This window comes from Pseudomonas sp. NPDC077186 (genome assembly GCF_044543505.1).
Lineage (GTDB): Bacteria > Pseudomonadota > Gammaproteobacteria > Pseudomonadales > Pseudomonadaceae > Aquipseudomonas.
The window spans coordinates 16054-38998 of the sequence record NZ_JBITWE010000010.1; the positions used below are offsets into that span (position 1 = coordinate 16054).

Here is a 22945-nt window from a genome sequence, read left to right on the forward strand (position 1 = left end):
GGTGTTTCGTAAGTCATGCTGGCAGGGTGCTGCTGCCCCAAGTTTGAGGCGGTGACACCCCATCCACGCCCTCATTTCCTGTCGCTGTTTCTCCAGCTCTGTGGCGATGTGCCCATCCAGGCCCTGAACGCACGAGAGAATGCGTTCGGGTCCCGATACTGCAAGGTTTGGGCAATGGCGGATATGGGCAGGATCGTATGCCTGAGTAGTTGCAGAGCCAGATTCCGTCTGGACTCGGAGATCAGCTGCTGCAAATGGGTGCCTTCGACTTCCAGGCGGCGTCGTAGCGTGCGCTCATGCAGTGCGACTTGAGTGGCTATATCCCCGGTGCGCGCTTTCCCTTCGAACAGCAAGGGATAGAGCAGCCGCCGGACCTGCTCGGAGATCGTCAGGCTGGCGGTGGTCGACGTTATGGCTCGCTGCAGTAACTGGTGCATGTGCGGCGCAGCCGAGGCTTGTCTTCGATGCAGGTGTTGATTGTTGATGACTAACCCTGAAACGGGTGCATCGAACTGGACCGGGCAGCGGAAGGCTTGCTCATGGTAGGCGGCATTGGTGGGTTGGCGGTAGGCCAACTGCACCCGAATAGGGGCCCAGCCAGGGCCAAGGAGTTCCCGAAGTACTTGGAGGCCTATCATGATCACGCAGTCTATGACGCGGGCAGGATTGGTCAGGTCGTGACGGTGAATCACATAGCCGAGCAGACTGAATTGACCTGACAGGGGGAGCAGCAGAGGGGTGCCTCCCCGATCATGCAGCTGGGTGTGCGCCGTTAGGTCATGCAGTGCTTCGTGAACGGTCTCGGCGAAGCGCATGAGCTGGCCTACCGGCCCCAGGTCTTCGAGTATGAAGCGTCTGCCCACTAGCAGCCCGATGTGGCCGCAATGGGTATGTTGAGCGGCCGTGTTGAAAAGCCGTGCAATGTCCTGGTAATCGAGGCAATGCTCGCCATCGTTGATGAACTGATCCAGATCCAGCCTTGCGTTTCTGAAGACTTGCCGCGGGCTTCCGCCTAACTGGGCGATGATTTGCGGTAGCGCATGCGCGGGGCCTGTACGCAGTTCTCCAGGGTTCTTGGCGAGTAGAGGGACCCTGGGATAATTGGCGATGAGGGGGGGCGAGTGTTGCAAGTCGGTTTTCCTGTGCCGCGGATGCGGAACCTCGTCGAAGGATAGACGTTGCACCGCAAGCAGCTCCACTGCCTTGACGGTACATTGGCGCGATGCCGCCGGATATACAAATGCAACCGCGCTAACGACAGGTGCAAAGGCAAAGCTTTGCTCGCTACTTGTGGGAGCGTCCATATAGGCTTGTTAGAGAGCGGTACGGCAGCGTGCAGACTGCTGTACCGTCTCGGGCTATTCGAGGGAGGTCCGAGTCCGTTCGAGTGTCATTTCAAGTACGCGACTTTCAAGCTGGAAATTTCGCCGTTGAACTTGAAGGGCTTGCGATCGAAATAGGCGAGTGACACAGGAGAGTAGCTGTCCTGGCCTACATCGAAGGCATCGTTGGCGGTAAAGGTCAGCGGCGCCGAGCGAGGCACCTGACCCTTGATCACTTCCTTGCCATCTATGCGGATGGCCACGGAGAGCGGGCCTGAATGCTTGTCGTCGATCTTCCGTGTTTCCACCTCGATCTTGACCTTGCCGGTGGGAAGAGGGCTGGAGGACTCCAGTAGCGTCCTTTCCACTTCGAACAGGTTGTACTCGTAGGACAGCTTGCCCTTGTCGACCCACAGTGCGAGCCCGCCGGAGAAGGCGCCCAGGGCATACAGTACGCCTTGGGAGTCCGCGCTCAGTTCGGTCTCGATGGTGACCAGGTTGCTTCTCGCCCCTACTTTGGGAGCGGTGAATTCTGGAACGCCGAACACTTCCTGGGTGTAGTGAAACTCCGTCGCGGGGTTGTGCGGCGCATCCTCCGGGTGGAACACCACAGACCACAGGCCACCGCCAACGGGATAGACCTTGTTGGCTTCTGCGTCGGCGGAGAAGGCCTTTTTCAGTTCTTCAACCTTTTGCGGATGGTCTTTGGCCACGTTGTTGGCTTGCGAGAAATCCTTGCTCAGGTCGTGGAGTTCCCAGGCATCCTGATCCGGCGACCATTTCAGGATGGCCGGATCGATCCCCGGTACCCAGGGTACGCGAGGGCCGAACACCGAGGCGATCCAGTCATCCTTGTAGTAGCTGCGGCTGCCCATCACCTCGAAATACTGGCCATTCTTCTGGCCCTTGGCATCGGGGGCATTGAAGGAGTAGGCCATGCTGACGCCGTCGATGGGGTCCTGGCTGATGCCGTCGACCAGCTTGGGCGGCTGGATGTCCAGCACGTCGTAGATGGTCGGGACGATGTCGTTGACATGGTGGAACTGCGAACGTGGCTGCTGGTCGGGCTTGATCTGCTTCGGCCAGGACACCACCAGCGGCGTGCGGGTACCGCCGAAGTGCGCGGCCACGAGCTTGGTGGAACGATGCGGCGTGGAGCCTGCCCAGGCCCAGCCCGCGTGGTACATGTTGTCGGCTTTGGGGGAACCCAGCACGTCCATGCCGCCGAGTTCGTTCATGGTGCGGATATGGTCCTTGATCTCGGTGGCGATGCCGTTCTGTGCCAGCAGCTCGCTGATGGTGCCGTTCTGGCCCTCGGCGCTGGAGCCGTTGTCGCCCCACACGTAGAAGATCAAGGTGTTGTCGCGGATACCGAGCTCGTCGAGGGTCTCCAGCAGGCGGCCGGCCTGGGTGTCGGCATGCTCGGTGTAGCCTGCGAACACTTCCATGAGGCGGCGTTGGAACGGCTTTTCGTCGTCCGGGATATCTTTCCAGGCGGCGAGGGAGTCGGGACGGGGCGTCAACTCGGTGTCCTGGGGAATCCAGCCGAGCTGCTTCTGCCGGGCGTAGATGGCCTCGCGCATGGCATCCCAGCCACCGTCGAAGCGGCCTTTGTACTTGTCGGCCCACTCCTTGAAGATGTGGTGTGGCCCGTGTGAGGCCCCCGGCGCCCAATAGACGAAGAAGGGGCGGTCCGGTGTGAGCGCGCGCACCTGCTTGATCCAGGATACGGCCTTGTCGGTCATGTCCTCGGTGAAATGATAACCCTCCTTACCGCGGGACGGGTCGAGGCGAACGGTGTTCTCGACGACGGCGGGCTCCCATTGCGACGACTCGCCGGCGAGGAAACCGTAGAAGTAATCGAAACCCACCCCCTCGCCAGCCGGCCAGTCGGTGTAGGGGCCTACCGCCGTGGTCTCGTTGGCCGGGGTGTTGTGCCATTTGCCGAAGGCTGCGGTCGCGTAGCCGTAGTAGCCCAGTACCTTGGCCACAGTGGCCGAGGTGCGGGGAATGCGGCCGGTATAGCCATCCCAGTCGTTGGCCAGTTCGGCGATCTGGCCATAGCCTACGCGGTGATGGTTGCGCCCCGTGAGCAGAGCCGCTCGAGTGGGTGAGCACATGGCTGCGTTATGGAAGCGGTTGTAGGAAACCCCTTCCTTGGCCAGACGATCCAGCGTGGGTGTCTGGATCACGCCGCCAAAGGTGTGCGGCAGAGCCGGCCCCACGTCGTCCAGCATGACCACGACGATGTTGGGGGCGTTAGCGGGGATGTGCGACTGTTTCGGCAGCGGGCTGTAGGTCGAGGTGGCGATGGTCGGGCCGGCCTTGCTCCCCGAGGGCGTGGGAGGAAAGGGCAGCGAGTCCTGAGCGTGGACCGGGACGCTCATGGTCATGGCGGTGCTCACCGCCAATGCCATGAGGCTGCACTTGAAGCAAAACGTGGAGCTTTTCATGGTGACTCTCCTTATCTGCTGACACACCTGAAGCCCACATGACATGTGGAGGTGTCGATGGCTTCCGCGTGTCGTGCTGCGGGGCGATAGCGGCGGCAGTAGTTGGGCGCGCATAGGTGCGAGCCGCCCTTCAGTACCTTGCGGGGGATCCTGATTTCGGGTTGGCAAGGGTCGTAGCTTTCTGCTTCCCGGCCGCCGCGTGGGTTCTTGGGAATGCAGCAGGGCTTCAAGGCATCGGTTGCGTGTTCGGGCGCATACCAATCCGAGGTCCATTCCCAGACGTTGCCGATCATGTCGAACAGACCATGGCCGTTGGCCGGGAAGGCCCGAACCGGGGACGTCCTCAGGTAGCCGTCCTGCAGTTCGTTAACGCTAGGGAAGCTGCCCTGCCAGGTGTTGGCCATATGCCGCCCTTCAGGGGTGAATTCATGACCCCAGGCATATTCGGCTCGATCCAGTCCGCCCCGGGCAGCCAGTTCCCACTCCGCCTCGGTGGGCAGATCCTTGCCTTGCCAGCGGGCATAGGCCAGCGCATCCTGGTAGGTAATGTGCACCACAGGGTGGTCGTCCAGTCCTGCCAGGTCGCTGCCGAGGCCATAGGGGCGGTACCAGCAGGCACCCTCCAGAAAACTCCACCATTGCGTCCAGTCGCGCAGGTCGAGCACCCCGCGGCGGGGCTGGAATACCAGGGATCCCGCATACAGCATGTCTGGCTGGATGCCAGGGTAATCGGCGGGGTCAGGGGGCTGCTCGGCGAATGTCCGATAGCCTGTGGCCGCGACGAAACTGGCAAACTGCGCGTTTGTCACCGGGGTCTCGTCGATGAAGAAATCATCGACGGCGACGCGATGTGCCGGCGCCTCCTCGGGGTAATGTTCGTCCGAGCCCATCCAGAAGGTTTGTCCGCGGACGAGGATCATGCCCTCACGCGAGTGAGTGGCGATATCCGTGTTCCTTATGGTTTCCAGCACCATGTCGTTTCCTTGCTGTTGGATAAGTTGCTGGAGCAGGTGCGGCCAGCTCGGGAGCGGCCGGCTTAATCGGCAGGCCGAGGCGCTACGGCGACTATAGGCGTCTCCTGCCTGCCGGGCGCGTTGCCTTAGTGGAACTTCAATACGTCGGTGGTCAGCTCATCGATGATCGGCTTGAGGTCGGCAAAGGTGATGGCCTGTTTGTCGTTGCTCAGCGTCTTGCCGAAACCCTTGCGTACGACGCGCATCACCGGTTTACCGGTGCTGGTGTCGATGAACTCGCCTTCCAGGAACAGCTCGGAGTTCTGGTCGCGCTCACCGCTGGCTGCCATGGCGCCGGCGATCACCAGCGCGACGGGGATGACCTCGTAAGGCTTGAGCCCCTCGGTGCTGCTGCTGACGCCGGTGATGGCACCACGGAATTCAAGGGTGCTGGGGCCGGAGGAAAAGCCCACCAGCTGGAAACGCTCGGCAAATGCCTGGGTTAGCCGGTTGTTGGAATATTTCAGCAGTTCAGCATAGGTCTGCTGGCCGATACGGTCGGTGGTCTGTGGGGTGGGATGGAAGCGTACCGACTGATAGATCAGCTTGTCGTAGTCGGCGACATTGAAGCCAGGGGCCACCCAGCGCAGAACTTTCTGACCGCTTGCCGTTTCAACCGGCGTCAATCCTTCGTAACTGGGAAGGAACCCGGAGTATTGTGTCTGGCTTACGGTCTTGCTGGTGCAGCCGCTCAGTAGCAGCGTGGCGGCCAGTGCGCCGCCGACAATCACTGTCTTCACCTTCATGGATCAATTTCCTTGTTGGGTAAAATCGGGCTATGGCAGGGGCAGAGGTAGCCTGCCGGAACGTGCATTTCTGACGCGGCACCAGGGCAGGGCGAGGGCACTCAAAAGCGCCAGCTCGCACTGGCGCTGAGCGCCTGGATCCAGGCGTCTTCGAATTCACCGGAAATCCGTTTGGGTGCGTTCGGTGGCAGCGGTTTCGCCTGGTCTATCGGCATGTCGCCGAGCCAGACCAGTTCATAGCTCAGGTTCAGGTCGGTCTGGCTGTCCAGGGCATAGGTCAGCCCAGTGCCGAAGCGCCAGGCCTCCCCCATTGGCACGGTGAGGGTGCGATCATCGTCATCCACCGACGAACTGTCGTAACCGACACCGAAGCTCCACAGCCACCGCGGGTCGAATCGGAACTGTGTACCGAGGGACAGGTGCCAGGTATCGCGGTAGTTCGCCTTGACGGTGGCGGAACGGGGGGTATCGCTGTCCAGATCGATCCCCACTTCACCAAACCTGGACCAGTCCTGCCAGTTGGCGCTGGCCAACAATGCCCAGCGCTCATCGAGCTGATGATAGAGGCTGAGCGTCAGGGTCTGGGGTACGTGCATCTCGATGCGCGTATCGGCGCCGAGCACGCCGCGCTCACGCAGACGGTCGCTGACGAAGGGGCCGACGCCTTCGAGGTCCAGGCCATCTTCGAACTTGACGTCGATTTCGCTGGTATAGCTCAAGCCAAGGCGTGTTCCAGGGCGCGGGGCATAGATGAGCCCAAGGTTGGCGCCGTAGCCCCAATCGTGATCACGATACTTCAGCCGGCCATCCGGACGGTCGAGCACGCCCAGCGGGTCGTTGTCCACTGCGATCCGGGTATCGAGCATCCCGTAGAAGGCCCGCAGGCCGATGCCCACGGCCCATTGTTCGTCGATGCGGTAGGCCAGCGTCGGCAGCAGCGTCATGCCGAGGATTTCCCCCTCCTGCATGAAGTAGCGGCCGCTCCAGTCGTTGGTATAGTCGAGGCTGAGGCCGAAGTCGCCGTAGCTGGCAAAACCCACCGACCAACCATCGCCCAGCTCGTGACTGACAAAGAAACTGCCGCCCGGCGACCACTCCATGGCGTTGCCGCTGTCGCCGCCAGCGATGTTGGTGCCAGCGTCGGTCTTGAAATCAAGATTGCTGTGCAGCACCTGAAGACCGGCGCTGATCTGAGTGCCCGGCAGCCAGGCGATGCCGGCCACGTTGCTGGCCAGGGTGGCGGGGCCTTGAGCCCGGGCCGCGGCACCCGCATTGGCCAGGCCTACGTTGTCCGTGGCGGTTTCGTAGAGCATCAGCCCACCCGCGAGCAATTGGCCTGGTAGCGCCAGAAGGGCGGCTGTAAGGGCCGTATGAAGATGTAGGTTCATCTCGTTATCCTTGGCCGGATGGGTCCGTGCGAGCGCTGGTGCAGCCCTTCACCATACAAGTGTCCTACACCGGACAGGGCGAGGATCGGCCCCGCACTGGCAGCAGTACAGGAGTGATAGGTTGGCAGCGGTACGAGTGCCCACTCTACTGTAGCTTTCGAAAATCCATCTTGCATTTTTGGACAGGCCTAGGGGTTCACCGGGGCAGCGGGCCTGGCCTCATGCGTTGCCCAGCGTGCTTGCGCATTGCGCCCCGATCATCCAGGCCCCCTCGTCGCCGGGAGGCTACCCCATTAACACGGACACTTTCGAGTAAGCTCGGTACTGCTGGATACCCGCCCCGCTGCTGGCGCGCTGGAGCCAGGAGGCAATCGAGCCGCAGGCTGCGGCGGAGCCCGTTACTCGTGCCGCGCAGGCCACGGTGGCCTGCTGACACTCAAGGAACAGGATGTCCTGCAGTTGCTGGCGCGCAACATCTCCAACAAGCAGATCGCTCTTGCCCTCAACGTCGGCGAGGAGAGGGTCAAGTGGCACCTGAAAAACCTCTTCGGCAAGTTCCGGGCCGGCACCCGGCGGCACGTGGTGGATCGTACCTACCTGCTCGGCATTCTCGAGACGGAGCGCTGGCTCACGGAGTATGAAGAACCTGTCATTTCCTCAATGATTCCGGAGGTGCCAGGCGTTTGAGGGCTAGATTGCAGAGGATAGGTTCAAGCCACGCCAGCGATGCTGCAGGCTTTCGAGTACCGACCAGTACGGGGATATGCGGCCTCCGGGAATCGGGGCTGGTTCGGCCAAGTCCTTGCCCGCCCCGATGAGCGTATTTTGATAAAAATAAGCGCAATTGCTGAAAGGCACCTGCGTGACGTCGGGCCAAGATGCTGCCGTGAAACATTCGGAACCGATGAGCAAGTGCCGATGCAGATCTGTTTGCTCGGACATCCCGATGTTCTATATTCGCAGCGGATGGGCCGCAGCCAGTGCAATGGTGTGCCTGTTACGCGATACCTCCCGGTCGATAACAATCAAGCGCATGCAAAGGAACAGCTTCCAATGAAACCCAAACATAGGATGTGCCTGGCCGTCCTGGCCCTGCTGAGTTGCGGATCGGTTGCGGCGGCCGAGGATAAGACGCCGGGCTACAACTATCGGATTCCCGACAAGGTCATGACCCCGGACTCGGTCGAAACCCGGCTCGGTACGTTGCGCTTCTTCGACGGCATGCCGGATGCGCCGACGGTCGAGGCGCTATACGACAACCTCGATCTGATGCGAGGCGTGGAGACCTTCCTCAGCGGTATTCCCGCCACCTCCATCGAGGGGTTGCGCCTCGGTCACCTCAGCATGGGGGTGGATGCGTCGAACAAGGCACTGATCATGGACAAGTTGCTGGATTCGGCGCCGCTGATGCTGACCGGCAACACCGATACGGTCTATTTGTCGGTGTTCCTGAATCTCGAGAAGGACGGCGCAACCGTTGTCGAGATACCGCCAGGCTCGGGCCCGGGCACCGTCAACGACGCCTACTTTCGCTTCGTCGCGGACATGGGCGCGCCTGGCCTCGACCGCGGCAAGGGCGGCAAGTACCTGATCCTGCCGCCGGACTACCAAGGCGATCTGGAGCCGCCGGTTGGCGGCATGGAAGCGGTCGTCGAAGGCGAGAAGTACTTCGTGTCCAAGTCGACCAGCTACGTCAACTGGCTGATCCTGCGCGGCTTCCTGGTGGACGGCAAACCCGATGCCGCCACCCGGATGTTCGAGAGCGGGGTCAAGGTCTATCCGCTCGCCAGCAAGGGCAATCCTCCCAAGATGGAGTTCGTCAGCGCCTCGCGAAAGTTCTTCAACACCATCCACGCCAACAACTTCAACTTCTACGAAGAACTGCATACGGTGATCGATCGCGAGCCGGTGTCGATGCTCGACCCGGAGCTGCGCGGCCTGTTCGCCGCTGTCGGCATCGAGAAGGGCAAGCCTTTCGCCCCGGACGCGCGGATGCAGAAGCTCCTTACCGAGGCGGTCGCCATCGGTAACGCCACCGCCCGGGCAATCAGCTTCCGGCCGCGTTTTGCTGACGCCCCTCTGTATCCGGGGAGCGCATGGACCCATGCCTTCATCGGCGGCGACTATCAGTGGCTGGCGAATAAGGGCCTGGGCGGCCGTAACCTGGATGCGCGGACGTTGTTCTTCTACCAGGCCACGGTCAATACCCCGGCCATGGTGCTGAAGATGGTCGGGGTGGGCTCGCAGTACGCCTATGCGGCGACCGACAGCCAGGGCGCCTATCTGGACGGTAGCAAGCCCTACAAGTTGAACATTCCCGCCGATGCGCCGGCCAAGAACTTCTGGTCCGTGGTGATCTACGACCCGCAGACCCGCTCCGAGCTGCAGACCGGCCAGACGTTTCCCAGCAAGAACAACAAGCGCGACGAGCTGATCGCCAACGCCGATGGCTCCGTTGACCTGTATTTCGGTCCGCAGGCGCCTGAAGGCAAGCAGGCGAACTGGATCCAGACCGTACCCGGAAAAGCCTGGTACACGCTGTTCCGGCTGTACGGCCCGCTCGAGCCCTGGTTCGACCAGACCTGGCGCCTCGGTGAAATCGAAGAAGTGAAATAGCGGCGCCGGTAGACGTTGCCAGATACGCAGGATGGGGGGTAGGTCTTCGCAAGGCCTGCCCCCTTTCTTGTGGGCCGGCATCTCTCCCGGCAGACTCGCAGAGCGCAAGGCGCAGGCCACTACTGCTGGCGGCTGGCGAGTCGGGCGCGAAACTGCGCAGGTGTCACCGCATGGATCGTCCTGAAGCTGACGGTCAGATGGCTCTGGCTGCTGAAGCCGCACTCCTGAGCGATATGGGCGATAGGCATTTCCGAGAGGGTCAGCAGCCTCCTGGCTTGCTCTAGGCGGGTCGCCAGCACATAGCGGTGCACCGGCATGCCCACGGCTTCCTGAAACAGACGCCGGAAATGCGCCGAGCTGACACCGGCATAACTGGCCAGGGCATCCACCGACAGATCGCCCGCAAGATTCTGATGGATCTGGTTGAGCACCGCCTGCAGGCGGGAGAAGTGTGCGTAGCGCGGGCTGATATTGACGCTGCAGGGCGTGGTCAGCAGTCGATAGCTCTGCTCCAGCATCAATGCCGCCAGGCGCGCCACATAGCCCTGGTCGGCTCCTTGACCTTTATAGAGTTCGCTCACCAATTGTTGCGCCGCGGCGCCGGTCAGCTGATCGCTGAACGAGAGCGGCTGCCCGCGCGATTCGGCCAGCAGCGTGAGGTTGGCGGCGATGTCGCTGCCGCCCTCGAGAAAGTAGAAGACCACGAAGTCCACCGGGCCGGTGTAGTGCCAGTGCGTGGCAACCCCCCGCGGCACCAGGATCGACTGGGTCGGCAGGTTCTGGCTGCGCCGCCGGTTCTGCTCGCCTTCGTCCACCGGGCCGCCGCCGAACTGGTTGATCAGCGCCGTGCAGTCGAGCCCGGAAACCACGCGCTCGCCGGTCTGGTACATGTAGCGCTCGACGAACAGGGGGATATCGCCGTGGATATGTCCTTCGAGGATGGGCGTCTGGCCCAGTTGCTCGCGCACGGAAAGCCAGCTTGGACGTGACAAACCTCGGTACTCCTCAATGAGCGGATTTTGACAAATATAGGGGCATTTGCTGAAAGGCACCATCGCGCAGCAGGGGCAAGATGAGAGCCGTGAGAACAAGAGCGCGAGGCGCCGAAGAAAATGCAACTGAAAACCCAACTGACCCTGCCAAGCGTGGGCCTGAGCGGCTTCGAGACTCCTCTCGCTGAGGAGGAAGCCGCCATCCAGGCCTCGGTTCATCGATTTGCCCGCGAGGTCCTGCGACCCCTGGGCGTCGAGCTGGACAAGATGAGCGCCGATGAGGTGGTCGCACCCGGCTCCCCTTACTACGCGGTTTTCGCCGAGTACGCCAAGCTGGGCTTGAGCCCCGAACTGCTGGGCGAGCTACCGCCGGAAATGGCCGTGCGCCTGGAGTCGCTGATCGGTGAGGAGCTGGGCTGGGGCGACGCCGGTCTGGGCGTGTCCCTCGGCGCGGCCGGCTTTCCGCTGCAGATGGCGGTGGCGAGCGGTAATCGGGAGCTGGTGGAGCTGTGTGCCGACAAGATCGGCTGCTGGGTGATTACCCAACCGGACAAGGGCAGCGATGTGCAGGTGTTCGATATGGCCCGCGAGTGGGTCCCCGGTCAGCCCGGCAACAAGGGCAACCTGTGGGGGCAACTGCGTGGCGACGACCTAGTGATCAACGGCCAGTGTTCCGCCTGGGTGTCGAACGGCGCGGTGGCCCAGGTGGCTCTGTGCTACATCGGCGCCGATTATGGCGACGGCTTCTTCGCGGCGGATGGCCGCCCCCACGGCATGGCGGTGATAGTCCCGCTGGATCTGCCGGGGGTGACCCGCGGCAGGGCGTTGGACAAGATCGGCCAGCGTGCCCTACCGCAGGGCGAGATCTACTTCGACAACGTACGGATACCCAAGCGCTATGCGGTGGCATTGCGCGACGAGTACTACGGCAACATGGCCTCGGCCTGGTCCTTCGCCGGGACCCACATGTCCCAGGTGTTCACCGGCCTGGCGCGCGCGGCCTTCGAGATGGCGCTGCAGTACTGCCACGAACGCAAGCAGGGCGGCCGCCTACTGATCGACCATCAACTGACCCGCTATCGCCTCGGCGACATGTTGCGCCGGGTCGAGCTGGCGCGTGCCACGGCACGTCGCTCGCTGGCCTTCGCGCGTCTATCCCCCAGCAGCCATCCCTACGCAACCGCTTCGGCCAAGGTGACGGTCACCGAAGAGGCCATGCGGGTGGCCGACGAGGCGCTGCAGCTGTTCGGCGGGGCAGGCACCTCGCGTGAATACCCCATCGAAAAACTGTTCCGCGATGCCCGCGCCGCGCTGATCGAAGACGGCGAGAACCGAGTACTCACCATGCGCCTGGGGCTGCTGGCTCAGCAGCTGTATGCCGAAGGCTGGGCGCAGAACTGACTTCCTTCTCCAACAAGAATTACGAGGAAACACACAATGGCCAAGTATCCAGTAGTTGTTTATGGCGCCAGTGGCTACACCGGCATGCTGATCATGGACTGGTTGATCGACCAGAACATTCCCTTCACGGCCGTGGCCCGCAGCGCTGCTCGCGTCAAGGAAATGATGGCGCAGCGCGTGGTGCGTCTGGAGTCGGCGACCTACGAGATCATCGAGTGCGAGCACAATGTGGAGGCGCTGACCAAGGCCTTCACCGGCGCCAGGGTGGTGTGCAACACCGTGGGGCCCTTCGTCAACTTCGGCCTGGTGGGCGTCGAGGCCGCGCTCAAGGCTGGCTGCCACCACATCGATACCACCGGTGAGCAGAGCTATATCCGCGCGGTGCGCGACCAGTTCGGCGAGCTGTATCGCCAGGCCGGCCTGCTGGTGTCGCCGTCCCTGTCCTACATGTACAGCTATGCGGAAATCGCCGCCGAACTGGCCCTGGAGCACCCGGGCATCGATGCGCTGGAAACCAGCACCCTATGCCGCGGCCCACGTGAGGGCGTCGCCGGGGTGACCGTGGGTTCTACCGCGTCGATCTTCGAGATGCTGCGCGTGCAGCAGTGCTACCTGTGGGACGGCAAGTTGAAGGAGCATGCGGCCCACGCCTCGTTCCAGATCAACTCGCCGCACTTCATGCAGTCGGTCTTCGCCTTGCCGTGGGGCGGTACCTCGCTGCCGGTCTATTTCGAGAACGACTCCCGCGTGCGTAGCTGCGTTTCCTGCGTCGGTTTCTACGACAACGACGTGATGCAGAAGGTGCACCAGCTGGGCTACAAGTGGGAGCAGGAGTACAAGGATCTGCCCAGCGAGCATCAGGACGTGGTGATCAAGCAGGTCGTCGACTCCACCACGCCGAGCATGCCGCCGCGCGAACGCACCACCCAGGTGCGCATGGTCGATACCGCCATCGGCCGCGGCCAGCTTTCCGCCGTGCGCGCCGAGGTGTTCGGCACCACCGCCTATATCGCCACCGGCGCGCTGCAGACCGCCGGCGTGATCAAGCTGCTCGACGGCGAAACCAGCAAGGTCGGCTTCGCCTCCGGCTCCAAGGCCTTCGGTCACCGCTACCTGCTGGGCTTCCTGGAAGAACGCGGCCTGGCCCGCGCCACCGTCACCCAGCTGTAACCATCTGTCTGGGGTATGGCTCTCGCGACAGGGCCGTGCCCATTGCGAGGAGCCTCATGGCCATCATCGACTTCTTTGACCGCGGCTGGCGCGGCAATCCGCAGGGCAGCGCCTATATCCAGGACGACCGCCACCACAGCTTCGACGAGGTGGGAGCGCTGTCCTGCCGTATCGCCAATGCGTTGCTGGCGGAGGGCCTGCCCAAGGAGACCAAGGGCGCCATCTGGGCCGGCAACGACGTCACCGCCTGGACCTGCACCCTGGGGCTGTGGCGCGCCAACATGTGCTGGATTCCGGTGGGCGCGCGCAACTCGGTGGAGGAGAATCACCATGTGCTGGACAGCTTCGATTGCGAGGTACTGTTCTTCCAGCAGGCCTTCGCCGACACCATCGCCGGGCTGCAGCCGCGCCTGCCGAAGATCAGGCGCTGGATCTGCATAGACGGCGAGGCGCCGGCGGTAGCCGGCAGCCTCTCGCTGCAGCACTGGGTCGAGCATCAGTCGGCCGACAGACCCGTGGTGGCGGTGGAGCTGGACGACGTGATCATGCTCTCCGCCACCGGCGGCACTACCGGTGCGCCCAAGGGGGTAATGAACACCCACCGCAGCGCGCAGACCTTCTGCGCGCACTTCATGATGCGTTGCAGCTACGGCGGCAACGAGCGCCCGGTCAACCTGGCGGCGGCGCCCATGACCCATACCGCCGGGCTGCTGTCGCTACCCTGCACCGCGCTGGGCGGCACCGTGGTGGTGGTGACCAAGCCCGATCCGGCGCTGCTGCTCGGCGGCATTGCCAAATACCGGGTCACGGAGTTCTTCCTGCCGCCTACGGTGATCTATCGCCTGCTCGATATTCCGGGGCTGAAGGAGAAGGTGGATTTCTCCTCCCTGCGCTACTTCATGTACGGCGCCGCGCCCATGTCGGTGGACAAGCTCAAGCTGGCGATCGAGACCTTCGGCCCGGTGATGATGGGCGGCTATGGCCAGACCGAAGCGCCGGCCTCCATTGCCTTCCTGCGCCCGGACGAACACTTCGACGGCGCCGGCAATATCGCCTCGGACGAGCGCCTGTCCTCGGTAGGGCGCCCCAACCCGTTGATCGGCTGCGAGATCATGAGCGACGACGGCGCCATCCTGCCGCAGGGCGAGACCGGCGAAATCTGCGTGCGCGGCGATCTGGTAATGAAGGGCTATTACCAGGCTCCGGAGAAGACCGCCGAAACCCTAGTCGACGGTTGGCTGCGCACCGGCGATATCGGCCATGTCGACGCCGAGGGCTACCTGCACATCACCGATCGCAAGAAGGACATGATCATTTCCGGCGGATTCAACGTCTATCCGAGCGAAGTGGAACAGGTGCTGTGGAGCCATCCGGCGGTACAGGACTGTGCGGTGATCGGCGTGCCCGACGCGCAGTGGGGCGAAGCGGTGAAGGCGGTGGTGGAACTCAACGCCGGCCAGGAGGTGGCTGCCGAAGCGCTGATCGCGCTGTGCAAGGAAAAACTCGGTTCGGTGAAGGCGCCCAAGACTGTCGACTTCGTTGAAGTGTTGCCGCGTAGCCCGGCGGGCAAGGTGCTGAAGAAGGACCTGCGCGCCCGTTACTGGAACGCCAGCGCGCGCAAGATCTAGGAGGCCGCCATGAGCACTATCTATATCGCCGGTATCGCCATGACCGTGTTCGGCCGCCATCTGCAGCGCAGTCTCGAAGACCTGGCCGGCGAGGCCCTGCATGGCGCCCTGAGGGATGCCCGTTGCAGTGCTGCGGATGTAGGCGTGGCCTACTACTCGGGCATGACCAACGGCCTTTTGCAGGGCCAGATATCCATTCCCGGTCAGGTGGTTTTCAGCAAGATCGGCATTCACAGCATTCCGATCTTCAACGTGGAGAACGCTTGTGCCTCCGGCAGCTCGGCCGTGCACCTGGCGGTGCAGAGCCTCAAGGCCGGGGCCACGGATGTGGCACTGGCACTGGGTGCGGAAAAGATGAACATCAGCGACAAGGCCAAAGCCTTCGCCGTGTTCGAGGGCGGCTGGGATGTCGTGCGGGCCGAGGAAAACTATCGGACCCTGGTGAGGATGGGCGAGGGCGTGGAGATTCCCGAGGGTTCGGAATCGGATCGCCCCTACAGCAAGTTCATGGCCATCTATGCTGCCATGTGCCGTTTCCATATGCGTACTTTCGGCACTACCCAACGGCAGATCGCCGCGGTATCTGCCAAGAACCATGGGCATTCGGTGTACAACCCCCATTCCCAGTTCCGCCGGCCATTCACCATCGAAGAGATCCTGGCGGCGCCCCCCATCACCTATCCCATCACCCTGCCGATGTGTGCGCCCCTCTCCGACGGCGCCGCGGCCGCGATCCTCTGCACCGAGGAGGGGCTCAGGCGCATCGGCGCCGACCGCAGCCGTTGCATCAAGGTGGCCGCCAGCGTGATCCAGAGTTTCAGCCATCGGCCGCTGGAACGGCCCGAACTGCACCTGGGCCGGCGCGCCGCCGACCTGGCCTATGAGATGGCCGGCCTGGGGCCGCAGGACATGCACGTAGCCGAGGTGCACGACGCCTCCGCCATGGGCGAGATCATCCAGGCGGAAAACCTGGGGCTGGCGCCCCTGGGCGAAGGCGGGCCGGCAGCCGAACGCGGCGACTTCACCCTCGGCGGACGCATCCCCATCAATACCTCCGGTGGCCTGGAATCCAAGGGCCATCCGTTGGGCGCCACCGGCATCGGCCAACTGTACGAGCTGGTGACGCAGTTGCGCGGCGAGGCAGGTGAGCGCCAGGTCGAGGGCGCGCGCCATGCCATCCAGGAGAACGGCGGCGGCCTGCAGGGCGTAGAAGAAGCCGCGCTGGCCATCCACATTCTGAGCAAATAGAGAACGACAAGAAGATGAACGCACTCCTGAAAATCGGTTGCCTGGCCATCTACCTGCTGGCGTTGGTCGGCCTCTTCATGCCGCTGCCTTTCGGCGCCGAAACGGCCCTGCGCTATGTGGCCGCCATGCTGCTCTCGGCCCATCTGCTGGAGGCATTGGTCATGTTCCGCCATGTGCGCCGCTACCCAGGGCCGCTGGCAATCAGCCTGCTGCTGACATTGCTGTTCGGCTTCCTGCACTGGTGGCCGCTGCGTCAGCGCTGAGGTGCCAGTCATTGTGGTCTGCTCTGGAGAGATGAAGATGTTCGAGAACAAAGTCGTGGTGATCACCGGAGCCGGCTCCGGCATCGGCCGGGCGCTGGCCGTACAGCTTGCCGAGGCGGGCGCGCGCCTTGCGTTGTCCGACATCAATGAGGCGGATCTGCAGGACACCCTGCAGCAGCTCGCGCCAGGCACCGATGCGCGCGCCTACCGCGTGGACGTGGCGGCCCGGGACCAGATGTTCGCCCATTCCGACGAGGTGCTGCGCGACTTCGGCGCCGTCCATTACCTGATCAACAATGCCGGCGCCACGCTGGTCGGCTCCGTGGCCAATACCGATATCGACGAGTACGAGTGGCTGCTGAACATCAACCTGTACGGCGTGCTATACGGCACCAAGGCGTTCCTGCCGATCATGCAGCGCCAGGACGAAGGCTGCATCGTCAATATTTCCAGCATCTTCGGCCTGTTCGCCTACCCCTGCCAGAGCGCCTATAACATCTCCAAGTTCGCGGTGCGCGGTCTTACCGAGTGCCTGTGGCAGGAACTACGGGGGACGGGGGTGCGTGCAGTGTGCGTACACCCGGGCGGCATCAAGACCAATATCGAGCGCGCGGGTCGCCGCGTGAAGCTGGCCGGGGACGTGGAAGGGGCGTTTGCCGACAGGGCCGAAAAACTGCTGGTGACGCCGCCGGAAAAGTGCGCGGCCGAGATCATCGACGGCCTGCGCAAGCGCAGGAAGCGCATCCTCACCGGGCATCTGTCGCGCACGACCCATTGGCTCGTAAGGCTGCTACCCAACAGCTATCCGGCTGTTCTGCGCTGGATCGGCTGACGCGGCTCGCGTATCAAGCAGTGAAGGGTTCCCCCCCGTCGAAGGGGGCGCTCGATCAGGCCGAATCGCCGTACTTTGCCTTGCGCCGCGAGGCGGGGCAGGGCTTCGTCAGTCATGCCCCGCACGCCTAACAAGAACAATGGAGCGAAGCCATGCTGGGTTTGATGCAGGACCACCCCCTACTTATTTCCTCGGTGCTCGAACATGCCCTGAGATGCCATCCGACCGGGCAGATTGCCTCGCGGACGGTCGAAGGCCCCATGCACCACTGCACCTACGCCGATATAGGGCGCCGCGCCAAGCAGATGGCCAACGCCCTGACCCGGCTCGGCGTCGAACCGGGCGAGCGCGTCGGCACCCTGGCATGGAACGGCTATCGGCACCTGGAGCTGTACTTCGCCGTGTCCGGCATGGGCGCGGTGCTGCACACCATCAATCCCAGACTGTTTCCGGAGCAGATCGAGTTCATCGTCCGCCATGCCGAAGACCGCGTGCTGTTCTTCGACCTCAGCTTCGCCGCGCTGGTCGAACAGCTGGCGCCGCAGCTACCCGGCGTGAAGGCTTTCGTGGCGATGACCGAGCGCAGCCACATGCCCGATATCCGGGTGCCCAACCTGCTGTGCTTCGAGGAACTGATCGCCGACCAGAGCGAGGACTTCGCCTGGCCGAGTTTCGACGAGCGCCTGGCGTCCTCCATGTGCTACACCTCCGGCACCACTGGCAACCCCAAGGGCGTGCTGTACTCCCACCGCTCCTCGCTGCTGCACTCGCTGGCGCTGTGCACCCGCGAGGGCTTCGGCTTGTCTTCGCTGGACTCGGCGCTGCTGGTGGTGCCGATGTTCCATGTCAACGCCTGGGGCATGCCCTACGCCTGCGCCATGAGCGGCGCCAAGCTGGTGCTGCCGGGGCCGGCTCTGGACGGCGAAAGCATCTACGAGCTGATGCGCAGCGAGCGGGTGACCCTGGCCCTGGGCGTACCCACGGTGTGGATGATGCTGCAGCAGCATGTCGAGGCCGAGCAGCTGAAGCCTGCCAAGGAGCTGTGCCTGGAGCGGGTGGTGATCGGCGGCGCGGCGGCGCCGCGCAGCCAGGTCGAGCGCTTCGAGCGCGACTTCGACACCCGGGTCATGCACGCCTGGGGCATGACCGAGATGTCGCCGCTGGGCACCCTCTGCGCGCCCCTGCCCAAGCATGCCGGCGCCGATCTCGAGGCGCGCCTGGATCTGCAGGCCAAGCAGGGCAGGGCGCTGTTCGGCGTGGCGATGAAGGTGGTCGACGACGAAGGCGTCGAGCTGCCTCATGACGGCCGCTCGGCCGGGCACCTGCTGGTGAAGGGGCCGTGGATCGCCAGTCACTACTACCGCCAGGCCGAGACCATCCTCGACGCCGAGGGCTGGTTCGATACCGGCGACGTCGCCACCATCGATGCCGACGGCTACATGCAGATCACCGACCGCGCCAAGGACGTGATCAAGTCGGGGGGCGAATGGATTTCCTCCATCGACCTGGAGAACGCCGCCATGGGCCACCCGGCGGTGGCCGAGGCGGCGGTGATCGGTATCCCCCATGAGAAGTGGCAGGAGCGTCCGCTGCTGGTGGTAGTGCTCAAGCCGGGCAGGTCGGCGAGCAAGGCGCAATTGCGCGACTTCCTCGCCGGGCGCGTGGCCCGCTGGTGGCTGCCGGACGACGTGGCCTTCGTCGACCAACTGCCGCACACCGCGACGGGCAAGCTGCAGAAGATGAAGCTGCGCGAACAGTTTCGCGACCATGTGCTCGACGGAGACTGAGAGCAGAACCCGGTTTGCCGACTGGCGCAGCAGCGGAATCTGCACCAATACTGGTGGGCACTGACGTTCTTCCCTGTCCGAGGCGCCGTAAGTGGAAAGGATCGAGCCAGAGCTGGTACTCAAGACCACCCCGCCGAGAAGCCAGAAGACCGCCTACCGCCGCGAGCGCCTGAGCCTGGAGGTGGACGGGCTGGCTTCGCGCACGGCCATTTCAGTGCATGCGCCGGCTGGGTTCGGCAAGACCTGGCTGCTGACGCAATGGCGCCGCGAGCTGCTGGCGCGGGGGGCTGTCGTCGGTTGGCTGACGCTGGACAGTCGCGACGACGGTGTGCGTTTCGTTCAAGGACTGACGGCCGCCATGCTGGTGGCCAGTGGTCGGCAGGTGTTCGCCAGCTCGGCCAACCAGATCATGAGCAGGCATGACGCCCTGGGCGATATGACCGAGTGGTTGGCCGAGGTGGCCGACATGGGCGGCCAAGTGGCGCTGCTGCTCGATGAGGTCGATGCGCTACCCGATGCCACCATCCGCGGCGCACTGACCTACCTCTTGCACAATGCTCCGGCGAATCTGCGTGTATTGATGGCCTCGCGCCGCCGCCTCAACCTGCAAGCCGCCGAGTTGCAGGCGCGCGGCGCCTTTCTCGGGCTCGGCCTGGAGGTCCTGCGCTTCCGTGTCGAGGAAACCATCGCGGTGCTGGCCAGCCGCTTCGGCGAGGGCCTCGACATCGACCTGCGGGTGGAACTGCACGAGCTCACCGAGGGCTGGCCGCTGGGGTTGCAACTGGCCGTGGCGGCCATCGAAAGAAGCACGGGCCCCGAGCGGGCCATTCACGAGCTCAAGGCCTGCACCGGGGATATCCGTCGCTATTTCGTCGACAGCCTGGTGGCAAAACTCAAGCCGGAGCAGATCGACTTCCTCACCTGTATCGCCCTGCCGGAAAACCTCCACCCCGAGCTGTGCAGCGCGCTGAGCGCCGACCCGCGGGCAGGCGAGCGGATGGCCGAACTCTGTGTCAGTACGCCGATCTTTGCCGAGGGCCTGGGCAGCGATTGGGTGCGCATCCATCCGCTGGCCCGCGAGTTCCTCCTGCAACGCGTGGCGCTGCTGCCGCAGATGCGGCGCAACGAACTGCACCAGCGGGCCGCTGCCTGGCTGGAGGCGCGCGGCTTCTTCGAGGAGGCCGCACGGCACTACCTGAGCGCCGATCTGCCGGCCCAGGCCTACGACATGATCGAGCAGTGTCTCTACGAGATCATGCTGCGCGGCCAGTTCAGCCGGGTCATCGAGTGGGTCGGCGAACTGCCCGCCGAGGAGGTCGAGTCACGTCCGCGCATGTGCCTGGCGGCGGCCTGGGCATTGGCCATGAGCGATCATCCGGAGCAGGCCACGCGTCTGATCGTCAAGCTGCAATCCGACCCCTCGATCGACGAGGAAGCCGGTTGCGAGGCCGCTGCCATTGCCTCCGCGGCGGCCTATTTTTCCGATCGCCCGGACGAGTCGCAGGCCATCATCGGGCGCTGGATCGAATCCCCGCCCACGTCTTCGGTAAAGGCGCTTGCCTTGCTGGCCAACCAGCAGTCGCGACTGGCGTTGTTTCGTGGCCAGGCGGAGATAGCGCGACGCGTTTGCCGTCGAGCGCCCCAGTACAGCTGGACGGATGGTCTGGACGCGATCCGTGGTTTCGCCGAGTGGGTAATCGGCGCCAGCTACCTGTGGGAGGGGCGCATGCTGCCTGCCGCGGAGAGCCTGCGCCGCACCTTGCAGCAGGCCGAGCATGACATAGGCCGACGCAGCACGGTGGCGACCTTCCTCGCCAGCTCGCTGGCAGCGGTTCTGCTGGAAAGCAACGAGCTCGACGAGGCTGCCACCATATTGGCGAACCGTCTGGACGTGATCGAGCGCCTGGCCAGCCCCGATGCGATCGTATTCGGTTTCGTCACGGCGGCGCGGTTGGCCAGCCTCAACGGGCAGGCGCACCGCAGTCACGACCTGCTCGAGGCGCTGTACGCGCTCGGCGACGAACGGGAGGTGCCGCGGTTCCAGGTCGTATCGCTGGGCGAGCAGATTCGCCTGCATGCGCTGCAGGGCCGGGTGGATACCTGCCAGGTGCTCTGGCAGCGGCTCGAGGAGGTGATTCCGCCCTGTTTCCACGACCCCGACAGCCTGCTGGCGCCGGAGCTGCGCCTGCACGTCGGGGTCGCCCGCGCCTACGTGCTGCTGGCGCAGCGCGGCTGGGCCGAGTTGCTGGCGGTCGCCGCCGAACTGCATGAACTCGCCAGCAGGGTGCGGCGCGGTCGGGAGCTGGTCCAGGCGCTGCTGTTCAAGGCCCTGGCGTTGCGCGAGACGGGACGCGACGGCCAGGCCAGCCTGCAGGAGGCGCACAGCCTGGCGAGCGAGTACGGCATGCGTCGGGTGCTGCTGGATACCCACCCGCTGCTGGTGCGCTGGAGCCAGGAGGCAATCGAGCCGCAGCCTGCGGCTGGGCCAACGCCAGCGGCGGAACCCGTTACCCGTGCCGCGCCGGCCAAGGTGGCGCCGAGTCGCCTGTTGACGCCCAAGGAGCAGGAGGTCCTGCAACTGCTGGCGCGCAATCTCTCCAACAAGCAGATCGCGCTCGCCCTCAACGTCGGCGAAGAGACGGTCAAGTGGCACCTGAAGAACCTGTTCGGCAAGTTCCAGGCCGGCACCCGCCGGCATGTCGTGGATCGCGCCTACATGCTCGGCATCCTCGAGGCGGATCGCTAGGGCGCGTTGCGCGCGACGCTGGCGCCACGCCTAGCCCCCCGTTGCGCCCGCACGGCCCCCCAGACGCAGGGGGGGGCACAAGTGGCGAACGGGCATACCTTCTTCTCCATCGATTTCATGGCCCGCAGTCGTGCTCCGGCGGGCGCCGAACCATGGGGAAGCATCATGTCGCAACGAGTGCTGATCGCAGGAGTAGGGGTCACCCCCTTCACCCCGTTGACCACGCGAAGCCCGCTGCCCGAGCTCGTCGGGCAGGCGGTGCGCATGGCGCTCGACGATGCGCGCATCGACTACGACCTGGTCGATCAGGTGTTCATGGCCAGCGTCAACTGCGGCGTCGGCGTCAGCGAGCAGTTGCTGATGCAGGTCGGCCTGTCCGGCGTGCCGATGTTCTGCATGCGCGACGGCGGCGTGTCGGCCAGCAGCGCAGTGCACCTGGCGCGCAACAGCATCCTGGCCGGCGAGGCCGAGGCGATCCTGGTGCTCGGTTTCGAAGACATGCGCGCCGGCATCAGCAAGCGGACCCTGTTCGGCCTGGACGACTTTCCCAGTGAAGACCTGGGCGATGCGCTGTTGCCCGCCAACCCCTTGAGCATGATCGCCCAGCGCGACCATCCGGCCGCGCTGTATGCGGCGCAAATGGCCTGGCTGAAGGACCGGCTGGGCGTCACCGACGCCTGCTTCGAGGCGGTGGTCGAGCGGGCCCGGAAACAGGCCCGACAGCACGGCGCGGCCCTGGCCGATGCGCTCCAGCAGGACGGCTGGCTACCCCCCTACCTGTGTCCGCCTGCCTCTGGCGCGGCGGCGCTGCTGCTCTGTTCGCAGGCCTTCGCCGCGCGCTACGGCGCGCGCGGCGGGGTGGCCCTGCTCGGCAGCGCGCGGGCCGGCGAGACGCTCAGCGAGCTGGCGGCCGGCAACCTGCTCGACGTTCTGGGCCGCGCGGCCACCCGCAGGGCCTGCGCCCAGGCCTGCGCCCAAGCCGGGGTCGGCGTCGAGGATCTGGACGTCGTCGAGCTGCACGACCAGAGCGTGGGCGACTTCCTGATGTTCAGCGCCGCGCTCGGGCTTTGCGAGGAGGAGGGCGTCGGCGAGTTCGCACTGCGCGCCGCGGCGAAGCCCGCAGTCTGCCCCTCGGGAGGGCTGCTCGGATGCGGCCTGGTGCCGGGGGCCAGCGCCCTGGCGCAACTGGCGGAGCTGGTTCGCCAGCTGCGCGGCGAGGCGGGCGCCCGACAGGTGGCGGGAGCCCGCACCGGCCTCCAGCACAGTGCCGCCGTCGGGCGTTCGGTCACGGTTGCGATTCTCCAGCGGCTCTGAGGCCGCGACCGCAGCATTCATCACCA

Annotated in this window: 17 protein-coding genes; 11 read left to right on the forward strand and 6 right to left on the reverse strand. The window is 64.4% G+C overall.

All coding sequences use genetic code 11. The annotated features are described in order from the left end of the window. Positions 1 to 71 precede the first annotated feature (71 nt). The 5 genes from ACIGKL_RS23975 to ACIGKL_RS23995 form a co-directional block, all read right to left on the reverse strand. Positions 72 to 1304: an AraC family transcriptional regulator gene (locus tag ACIGKL_RS23975; protein ID WP_397488851.1), complete on the reverse strand. Its 1233-nt coding sequence runs from the start codon at positions 1302 to 1304 to the stop codon at positions 72 to 74. A gap of 86 nt (positions 1305 to 1390) precedes the next feature. Beyond that, on the reverse strand, positions 1391 to 3775 hold the full coding sequence (locus tag ACIGKL_RS23980) for an arylsulfatase (protein WP_397488852.1): 2385 nt from the start codon (positions 3773 to 3775) through the stop codon (positions 1391 to 1393). Positions 3776 to 3786: 11 nt separating this feature from the next. Beyond that, positions 3787 to 4749 carry a formylglycine-generating enzyme family protein gene (locus ACIGKL_RS23985; protein ID WP_397488853.1) on the reverse strand — a complete coding sequence of 321 codons (963 nt, stop codon included), beginning with the start codon at positions 4747 to 4749 and terminating at the stop codon, positions 3787 to 3789. A gap of 125 nt (positions 4750 to 4874) precedes the next feature. Then, positions 4875 to 5534, reverse strand: coding sequence for a DUF3313 domain-containing protein (locus ACIGKL_RS23990; RefSeq protein WP_397488854.1), 660 nt, complete (start codon positions 5532 to 5534; stop codon positions 4875 to 4877). A 101-nt stretch (positions 5535 to 5635) separates the two neighbouring features. After that, the gene (locus ACIGKL_RS23995) at positions 5636 to 6922 is read right to left on the reverse strand and encodes an OmpP1/FadL family transporter (RefSeq protein WP_397488855.1); all 1287 of its coding nucleotides are present in this window, start codon (positions 6920 to 6922) and stop codon (positions 5636 to 5638) included. A gap of 429 nt (positions 6923 to 7351) precedes the next feature. Between ACIGKL_RS23995 and ACIGKL_RS24000 the strand changes: the two genes are divergently transcribed. Continuing rightward, entirely contained in the window at positions 7352 to 7609 is a 258-nt protein-coding gene (locus tag ACIGKL_RS24000) for a helix-turn-helix transcriptional regulator (protein WP_397488885.1), read from the forward strand. Positions 7610 to 7840: 231 nt separating this feature from the next. Further along, entirely contained in the window at positions 7841 to 9538 is a 1698-nt protein-coding gene (locus tag ACIGKL_RS24005; RefSeq protein ID WP_397488886.1) for a DUF1254 domain-containing protein, read from the forward strand. A gap of 119 nt (positions 9539 to 9657) precedes the next feature. Here the strand turns inward: ACIGKL_RS24005 and ACIGKL_RS24010 are convergent, their stop codons facing one another. Next, complete coding sequence (locus ACIGKL_RS24010) at positions 9658 to 10530, reverse strand: helix-turn-helix domain-containing protein (protein ID WP_397488856.1); 873 nt, start codon at positions 10528 to 10530, stop codon at positions 9658 to 9660. Between the two features lie 120 nt (positions 10531 to 10650). Between ACIGKL_RS24010 and ACIGKL_RS24015 the strand changes: the two genes are divergently transcribed. The 9 genes from ACIGKL_RS24015 to ACIGKL_RS24055 all read left to right on the forward strand — a co-directional run bounded on the left by ACIGKL_RS24015 (position 10651) and on the right by ACIGKL_RS24055 (position 22919). Beyond that, positions 10651 to 11931 carry an acyl-CoA dehydrogenase family protein gene (locus tag ACIGKL_RS24015; protein WP_397488857.1) on the forward strand — a complete coding sequence of 427 codons (1281 nt, stop codon included), beginning with the start codon at positions 10651 to 10653 and terminating at the stop codon, positions 11929 to 11931. A gap of 36 nt (positions 11932 to 11967) precedes the next feature. Then, positions 11968 to 13101 (forward strand): saccharopine dehydrogenase family protein, encoded by a 1134-nt coding sequence (locus ACIGKL_RS24020; RefSeq protein ID WP_397488858.1) that lies wholly within the window; start codon positions 11968 to 11970, stop codon positions 13099 to 13101. Positions 13102 to 13157: 56 nt separating this feature from the next. Beyond that, positions 13158 to 14729, forward strand: coding sequence for a class I adenylate-forming enzyme family protein (locus ACIGKL_RS24025; RefSeq protein WP_397488859.1), 1572 nt, complete (start codon positions 13158 to 13160; stop codon positions 14727 to 14729). Between the two features lie 9 nt (positions 14730 to 14738). After that, on the forward strand, positions 14739 to 15977 hold the full coding sequence (locus tag ACIGKL_RS24030; protein ID WP_397488860.1) for a thiolase family protein: 1239 nt from the start codon (positions 14739 to 14741) through the stop codon (positions 15975 to 15977). A gap of 14 nt (positions 15978 to 15991) precedes the next feature. Then, positions 15992 to 16240 (forward strand): hypothetical protein, encoded by a 249-nt coding sequence (locus ACIGKL_RS24035; protein ID WP_397488861.1) that lies wholly within the window; start codon positions 15992 to 15994, stop codon positions 16238 to 16240. Between the two features lie 37 nt (positions 16241 to 16277). Further along, positions 16278 to 17072: an SDR family NAD(P)-dependent oxidoreductase gene (locus tag ACIGKL_RS24040; RefSeq protein WP_397488862.1), complete on the forward strand. Its 795-nt coding sequence runs from the start codon at positions 16278 to 16280 to the stop codon at positions 17070 to 17072. Between the two features lie 152 nt (positions 17073 to 17224). Further along, on the forward strand, positions 17225 to 18859 hold the full coding sequence (locus ACIGKL_RS24045; RefSeq protein WP_397488863.1) for a 3-(methylthio)propionyl-CoA ligase: 1635 nt from the start codon (positions 17225 to 17227) through the stop codon (positions 18857 to 18859). A 91-nt stretch (positions 18860 to 18950) separates the two neighbouring features. Beyond that, positions 18951 to 21605, forward strand: a complete 2655-nt coding sequence (locus tag ACIGKL_RS24050; RefSeq protein ID WP_397488864.1) for a LuxR C-terminal-related transcriptional regulator — start codon at positions 18951 to 18953, stop codon at positions 21603 to 21605. Between the two features lie 165 nt (positions 21606 to 21770). Beyond that, positions 21771 to 22919, forward strand: a complete 1149-nt coding sequence (locus tag ACIGKL_RS24055; protein WP_397488865.1) for a thiolase C-terminal domain-containing protein — start codon at positions 21771 to 21773, stop codon at positions 22917 to 22919. Positions 22920 to 22945 lie beyond the last annotated feature (26 nt).

Bases quoted from the DNA above. Each gene is read 5' to 3' on its own strand.
- ACIGKL_RS23975 (WP_397488851.1), bottom strand. From the start codon at position 1,304: ATGGACGCTCCCACAAGTAGCGAGCAAAGCTTTGCCTTTGCACCTGTC.
- ACIGKL_RS23980 (WP_397488852.1), bottom strand. From the start codon at position 3,775: ATGAAAAGCTCCACGTTTTGCTTCAAGTGCAGCCTCATGGCATTGGCG.
- ACIGKL_RS23985 (WP_397488853.1), bottom strand. From the start codon at position 4,749: ATGGTGCTGGAAACCATAAGGAACACGGATATCGCCACTCACTCGCGT.
- ACIGKL_RS23990 (WP_397488854.1), bottom strand. From the start codon at position 5,534: ATGAAGGTGAAGACAGTGATTGTCGGCGGCGCACTGGCCGCCACGCTG.
- ACIGKL_RS23995 (WP_397488855.1), bottom strand. From the start codon at position 6,922: ATGAACCTACATCTTCATACGGCCCTTACAGCCGCCCTTCTGGCGCTA.
- ACIGKL_RS24005 (WP_397488886.1), top strand. From the start codon at position 7,841: ATGCAGATCTGTTTGCTCGGACATCCCGATGTTCTATATTCGCAGCGG.
- ACIGKL_RS24015 (WP_397488857.1), top strand. From the start codon at position 10,651: ATGCAACTGAAAACCCAACTGACCCTGCCAAGCGTGGGCCTGAGCGGC.
- ACIGKL_RS24020 (WP_397488858.1), top strand. From the start codon at position 11,968: ATGGCCAAGTATCCAGTAGTTGTTTATGGCGCCAGTGGCTACACCGGC.
- ACIGKL_RS24025 (WP_397488859.1), top strand. From the start codon at position 13,158: ATGGCCATCATCGACTTCTTTGACCGCGGCTGGCGCGGCAATCCGCAG.
- ACIGKL_RS24030 (WP_397488860.1), top strand. From the start codon at position 14,739: ATGAGCACTATCTATATCGCCGGTATCGCCATGACCGTGTTCGGCCGC.
- ACIGKL_RS24035 (WP_397488861.1), top strand. From the start codon at position 15,992: ATGAACGCACTCCTGAAAATCGGTTGCCTGGCCATCTACCTGCTGGCG.
- ACIGKL_RS24040 (WP_397488862.1), top strand. From the start codon at position 16,278: ATGTTCGAGAACAAAGTCGTGGTGATCACCGGAGCCGGCTCCGGCATC.
- ACIGKL_RS24045 (WP_397488863.1), top strand. From the start codon at position 17,225: ATGCTGGGTTTGATGCAGGACCACCCCCTACTTATTTCCTCGGTGCTC.
- ACIGKL_RS24055 (WP_397488865.1), top strand. From the start codon at position 21,771: ATGTCGCAACGAGTGCTGATCGCAGGAGTAGGGGTCACCCCCTTCACC.